The sequence below is a fragment of the Pararhodobacter sp. genome, assembly GCF_036802785.1.
Lineage (GTDB): Bacteria > Pseudomonadota > Alphaproteobacteria > Rhodobacterales > Rhodobacteraceae > Pararhodobacter.
The window spans coordinates 1-6156 of record NZ_DAIRVN010000122.1 but is presented as its reverse complement, the minus strand read 5'-3'; the positions used below and the strand labels follow the sequence as shown (position 1 = coordinate 6156).

Annotated in this window: 5 protein-coding genes; 1 reads left to right on the top strand and 4 read right to left on the bottom strand. The window is 66.5% G+C overall.

All coding sequences use genetic code 11. The features are described from left to right. From V7Q53_RS22795 to V7Q53_RS22785, 3 genes are all read right to left on the bottom strand, one after another. A partial coding sequence (locus tag V7Q53_RS22795; RefSeq protein WP_442954472.1) for a GntP family permease occupies nucleotides 1–645 on the bottom strand: 645 nt, incomplete at its 3' end. Between the two features lie 4 nt (nucleotides 646–649). After that, nucleotides 650–1705 carry a patatin-like phospholipase family protein gene (locus V7Q53_RS22790; RefSeq protein WP_333831271.1) on the bottom strand — a complete coding sequence of 352 codons (1056 nt, stop codon included), beginning with the start codon at nucleotides 1703–1705 and terminating at the stop codon, nucleotides 650–652. 102 nt (nucleotides 1706–1807) lie between these two features. Continuing rightward, nucleotides 1808–3766, bottom strand: a complete 1959-nt coding sequence (locus V7Q53_RS22785) for an SLC13 family permease (protein ID WP_333831269.1) — start codon at nucleotides 3764–3766, stop codon at nucleotides 1808–1810. A gap of 262 nt (nucleotides 3767–4028) precedes the next feature. On the opposite strand from V7Q53_RS22785, the gene V7Q53_RS22780 reads away from it, so the two are divergent. Further along, nucleotides 4029–5840, top strand: coding sequence for an ABC transporter ATP-binding protein (locus V7Q53_RS22780; protein ID WP_333831267.1), 1812 nt, complete (start codon nucleotides 4029–4031; stop codon nucleotides 5838–5840). Between the two features lie 60 nt (nucleotides 5841–5900). Here the strand turns inward: V7Q53_RS22780 and V7Q53_RS22775 are convergent. Beyond that, nucleotides 5901–6156 (bottom strand): ATP-binding protein (locus V7Q53_RS22775; protein ID WP_333831265.1); only part of this gene is annotated, 256 nt, incomplete at its 5' end.

The window sequence follows — 6156 nt, the reverse complement described above, 5'->3', positions numbered from 1 at the left end:
TGCCGCCCCCTCACCATAGCCCGGCCCAAGCGCCCGCGCCCGCCGCTCCAGCCAGGCCCAGCCCAGCCCCAGCATGATCAGTGCCGTGATCACCCCCAGCCCGGGCGCGGCAAAGGGCGTGGTGCCGAAATAGGGCATCGGAATCGCATTCTGGATGGCAGGCGTGCCCGGCAGCGCGGTCATGGTGAAGGTAAACGCCCCCAGCGCGATGGTCGCCGGGATCAGCCGCCTGGGCAGATCGGCCTCCTGAAACAGCGCCGAGGCGATGGGCCAGACGGCGAAGGCCACCACGAACAGCGACACGCCGCCATAGGTCATCACCGCGCAGGACAGCACCACCGCCAGAATCGCGCGCCCCGCCCCCAGCCCGCGGATGATCGCATCGGCCAGCACCCGCGCCGCGCCCGAGGCTTCCATCAGCTTGCCAAAGACCGCCCCCAGCAGGAACAGCGGGAAATACTGGATGATGAACCCGCCGGTGGCCTGCATGAAGATCTGCGTATAGCTTGCCAGCACCGGCCCGCCATCGGCGGCCAGCACCGCCAGCAGAGCCAGCGCCGGGGTCAGCAAAATCAGGCTCAGGCCGCGATAGGCCAGATAGATCAGTGCACCCAGTGCCGCCAGAATGACCAGGATGCCCGCCATGGCGCTACGCTGCCGGAGCGGATTTCAGCGTCGGATCGTCGAAAAACGCCTCCAGATCAAAGGAAGAGCCCTTGCCGATCCGGTCAAAATGGGTGTCCAGCCATGCCCCGGCCCAGCTGCGCCCGCGCCCGAACAGCAGTTGCAGATAGGCCCATTCGGCATTGAGCTTGCTGGACGCCGCCAGATCCTGCACCTCGGAATCGGTGTGGATCATATGCAGATAGGTCTGCCCTGTGGCCCCCAGATCAATCCCCTTGGCCGCCACAAAGCGCTGCATCAGCTCAATCGCACGGAATTCCTTGATCAGCGCGGTGTTGAAGCTGATCTCGTTGACGCGGTTGATGATTTCGCGCGCGCAGGTGGGGGTTTCATGGCGCACAATCGGGTTGATCTGAACGATGACGATATCGGGTGTCACTTTGCTGGCGATCAGCGGCATCAGCGCCGGGTTGGCACTGAACCCGCCATCCCAGTAATCCTCTCCGTCTATCTCGACCGCCGGAAACATCTGCGGCAGGCAGGCCGAAGCCATGACCGATTCCAGCGTCACCTCGCCGCGCGAAAAGACGCGCGCGCGCCCGGTGCGGACATGGGTGGCGGTGACATGCACCGCGATCGCCTTGCAGCGGTTGACGTTGTCGAAATCCACCTGTGCATCAAGCACATCCTGCAGCGGGTTGAGGCCCAGCGGGTTCAGCTGATAGGGCGAAAACACCCGGCTGAGGCCCTCGGCCATCAGATAGGCGGGCGACTGGTCCAGACTGAAGCGGCCCAGAATCCGGTCCAGCGGGCTGCGCTGCATCGGCGAGAAAAGCGCCTTGGCGCTGACCGCCCGCCAGAAGGATTCGAGCGCCGCGCGCGCACCCTCCCGCCCGCCGCGTTCAATGCCATCGGCCAGAACCACGGCATTCATCGCCCCGGCGCTGGTGCCGCTGATCTCGGCGATGGTCAGCCGCTCATCCTCCAGCAACCGGTCCAGCACACCCCATGTCAGCGCGCCGTGCGAACCACCGCCCTGAAGCGCCAGATTGATCGTCTTGGTAGCGGATGACTGCGTCATGCAAACTCCTGATGCTGCGTTGCAGCATATGTAGGCCTTCGCGTGTCTTTGCGCAACCGTCACGCGCAGGGGCCAGGGATTCCGCCGGAGCTTAGGCCGGGCTTACAATGGCCACACGATCAGCAGAAGCGGTATCGCCACCACAACGACCAGCGCCTCAAGCGGCAGGCCCAGACGCCAGTAATCGCCGAAGTGGAAGCCGCCCGGCCCCAGAATGAGCGTGTTGTTCTGATGCCCGATCGGCGTCAGAAACGCGCAGGAGGCGCCGATCGCCACCGCCATCAGGAAACTGTCAGGGCTGACCCCCAGCGCCGCCGCAATCCCCAGCGCCACCGGGCACATGACGGCGGCAGTAGCGGCGTTGTTCATCACATCGGACAGGAACATCGTGGTTATGAGAATGACCGCCAGCGCCGCCACGGCGTTGCCCTGCGCAACAGTGTTCACCAGAAACTGCGCCACAAGCCCCGCCGCGCCGGTTTCCTGCATGGCCCCGGCCACCGGGATCAGCGTGGCGAGCAGCACGATCACCGGCCAGTCGATCGAGGTATAGACCTTGCGCGGCGGCACCGTGCGCAGCAGCATCGAGGCCAGAACCGCCAGCGCGAAACCCGCCGCCGCCGGCAGCAGGCCCAGCGTGACCACCACCACCGCCGCCATCATGATGCCGGCTGACAGATAGGCCATACGCTTGTCCGGCAGGCGCAGATCGCGCTCGCCCAATGGCACGCAGCCGGAATCGCTGGCAAATTCAGACAGGGCATCGGCGGGCCCCTGCATCATCAGCAGATCACCCGAATGCAGCCTGAGCGTGCGCAACCGGGCCTTTGGCCGCTGCCCTTCGCGCGACACCGCCAGCAGGTTCAGCCCGTAGCGGGTGCGCAGCTTCATATCGCTGGCCGAGCGCCCGACAATCGAGGCGCCGGGCAGCACCGCCAGTTCGCGCAGCACGATATCGTCATCGCGTGAGGGGTCGATCTCTTTCTTTTCGTCTTCCTTGGGCTTTTCGTCTTCCTTGGGCTTTTCCTCTTCCCCAGGCTTTTCATCCCCGGAGGTGGCAGCTGCAGCCTCCCCCGCACCATCCTTGCCAGCCTCTGCCTTGCCCGCGCTTTCCTTCCCGGCGTCTTCCTTCCCGCTGTCCGCCTTTGCCTCATCACCGGGCTTTTCCGGTTTCACCTGCTCGGCAAGCTTGATGTCATAGGCCGACAACGCCTCGGCCAAGCCCTCGACATCGGCCTCCAGCACCAGAATATCCTCAGACTGGATACGCCGCCCGCCATGGGGCGCGTTCATCCGCACCTCGTTCCGCACCAGACCGACAATCTGCGCCGGGGAGCCTTCAAGCTCGCGCTCGAACTGACGCAGCGTCATGTTCACGGCCTTGCTTTTCTCGGGCACCCGCACCTCGGTCAGATAGGCGCCGGTCTCGAACCCGTCACCGGAGCTGGCCTTGCGCACCGGCACCAGCCGCCAGCCGATCAGGGCGACAAAGGCCACACCCACAGCCGTCACCGCAACACCGATCGGGGCGAAATCGAACATCGCAAAGCCGCCAAGCCCGGCATCGGCACGAAAGCCCGAGACAATCAGGTTGGGCGGCGTACCCACCAGCGTGGTCATCCCGCCCAGAATGGTGCCGAAAGCCAGCGGCATCAGCACCTGCCCCGGCACCATGTTCAGACGGCGCGAAAGCTGCACCGCAATCGGCATCAGCAGCGCCAGCGCGCCGACATTGTTCATGAAACCCGACAAAAGCGCGCCCAGCCCCATCAGCGCCGCCAGCGACATCGCGCGCCCGGCCTCGCGCGGCAACACGGCGCGCGCCAGCACATCCACCGCGCCAGAGCTTTGCAGCCCGGCGCTGAGCACCAGAACGCAGGCCACGGTGATCACCGCCGGATGCCCGAAACCCGCGAAAGCCTCGGCTGCCGGGACCACGCCGGTCACCACACAGGCCATCAGCGCGGACAGCGCCACCACGTCATGGCGCAGCCTGCCCCAGAGAAAAAGCGCCAGCGTCATCGCCAGAATAGCCAGTATCAGAATCTGAGGAAGGGTCATTGCGGGGCTTTCAGAATGGATGGGTCCGAAGGGAAATAACGCCCCGGCGCGGCCAGACGTTCCCTGACGCCCCTCTGGCACAGGACGAAATGCCCCAAATTCAAAGAGGTTGCCAGAGGGAAGAACACAATGCGGGCATCTGGCGCGGCCTGCGCCGGAAAAGCGGGCAGGTGGCTGGTGCCGCACATGGTGCGGGCGGTTCTCTCCTGTCCCGAATCGCGCTATAGCGCGCGCAGTGATCCCCAGCAAAGGCACCCGGTGCATGCAGGCTGAACCGACGCCCCCTTCGCCCGCGCAACCCGCGCCGGCCACCACCCCGCCCGGCAGAGCCCGCGACCGGATGCTGGCAGCATGGCTCTGGCAGGGCTACATCCGGCAGTTCCTGCCCCTTCTGGGGCTGGCGACCGTGCTCATGGCCATCGACGGGGCCATGATGGGGGCGCTGAGCCTGCTGGTGCAGCCGATGTTCGATGACGTGCTGGTGCAGGGAAAATCCGACAGCCTGATCTGGGTCGCGCTGGCTGTGGCGGGCACCTTTCTGATTCGCGGCGTCACCTCGATGATCCACAAGCCGCTGATGACCTATCTGGCCGAAAGCGTGGTCGGCCGGATGCAGGAGCGGCTGGTGGCTCATCTGATGCGGCTGGATCAGGCCTTTTACCACCGACACCCGCCCGGCACCCTGATTGACCGGGTACGCGGCGACAGTCAGGGGCTGGGGGTGATCTTTACCGAGATCCTGCCCGCACTGGCGCGCGACGTGATCTCTATCGTCGTGCTGCTGGGTGTGGCGATCTGGATTGACTGGCTCTGGACACTGATTGCCGTGATCGGCACGCCGCTGCTGATCCTGCCGATTCTGGCGCTGCAACGGGTGGTGCGCCGCGTCGGCACCCGCGCGCGCGAAGCCTCGGCTGAATCCTCGAACCGGCTGGATGAGGTGTTTCACGGCGTCTATACGATCCAGCGCAACGGGCTTGAGGCCCGCGAGGGCGCGCGCTTTCATGCCGCCGTGGCGCGGTTCATCGCCGCCAGCGTGCGCACCCGCATCGGTCAGGCCGGGATGGGCGCGCTGGCCGATGTGGTGGCGGCGCTGGGGTTTGCGCTGGTGCTGATCTATGGCGGCGGGCAGATCATCGACGGCACCCGCTCGGTCGGCGAATTCATGAGCTTCTTCACCGCCTTCGCCCTGATGTTCGAGCCCCTGCGCCGTCTGAGCGGGCTGACCGGCCTCTGGCAGGCGGTTCTGGCCAGTCTGGACCGGGTTCATGCCCTGTTGCAGACCCCGGCGACCATCACCCAGCCCAGCCCGCCGCTGGCACCCCTTCCCGGCCCCGGGCAGACCAGCATCCGGTTCGAGGAGGTGCAGTTCGCCTATGAGCAGGACCCGGTGCTGCGCGACTTCGCCTTCACGGCGCAGGACGGTCAGACAACCGCCCTTGTCGGCCCCTCCGGCGCGGGAAAATCGACCGTCTTTACCCTGCTTACCCGGCTGGCTGACCCGCAGTCAGGCCGCATCACCCTCGGCGGGCATGACATCCGGCAGATGGATCTGGCGGGGCTGCGCGGCCTTTTCTCGGTTGTGGCGCAGGACAGCGCGCTGTTTGACGAAACCCTGCGCGACAATATCGTTCTGGGCGCCGCGGTCAGCGAGGCGAAGCTGCGTGAGGCGCTGGAGGCCGCGCATGTCGATGAGTTTCTGGCGCAACTGCCGCAGGGGCTGGATACCCGCGTCGGCCCGCGCGGCTCGGCCCTTTCGGGCGGGCAGCGCCAGCGCGTGGCGATTGCCCGCGCGCTTTTGCGCAACGCCCCCATCCTGCTGCTGGATGAGGCCACCTCGGCGCTGGATGCCCGCTCAGAGGCGCTGGTGCAGGCAGCCCTTGACCGGCTCAGCAACGGGCGCACCACGCTGGTGATCGCGCACCGGCTGTCCACCGTGCGCCGGGCGGACAAGATCGTGGTGATGGACAAGGGGCGGCTAGTGGAAGAGGGCGATCATGACGCGCTGCTGGCGCGCGGCGGGGTCTATGCCAGCCTGCATGCGCTACAGTTTCAGGGCAGCAAACCGGCCTGATGCGCCAGGGACGGGAAGCCCCGCGCCATCAGCCCGCCGCCCCGTTACTCAGCCGCCCCGTTACTCAGCCGCACTGTCCACCGGCCTGTCGCGCCACTTGCCGCGCGCAGCGCGGGCGCCCGGCTTGTGCACCTGCGCAGGGGTGAAAACCGCCGGAAAGCTGACCCTGAACGCCGCGCCACCCTGCCCCGGCACATAGGCGATATCGCCACCAAGGTTGTGCATGATCTCCCGGCAGATCGCCAGCCCCAGCCCCGCCCCGCCCGCCGGATGCGGATCGGTCAGCCGCGCGAATTTCGCCAAGATCAACGCCGGG

Excerpts from the sequence above, each read along its gene's own strand:
- V7Q53_RS22780 (WP_333831267.1), top strand. The coding sequence starts at position 4,029 with ATGCAGGCTGAACCGACGCCCCCTTCGCCCGCGCAACCCGCGCCGGCC.
- V7Q53_RS22785 (WP_333831269.1), bottom strand. The coding sequence starts at position 3,766 with ATGACCCTTCCTCAGATTCTGATACTGGCTATTCTGGCGATGACGCTG.
- V7Q53_RS22790 (WP_333831271.1), bottom strand. The coding sequence starts at position 1,705 with ATGACGCAGTCATCCGCTACCAAGACGATCAATCTGGCGCTTCAGGGC.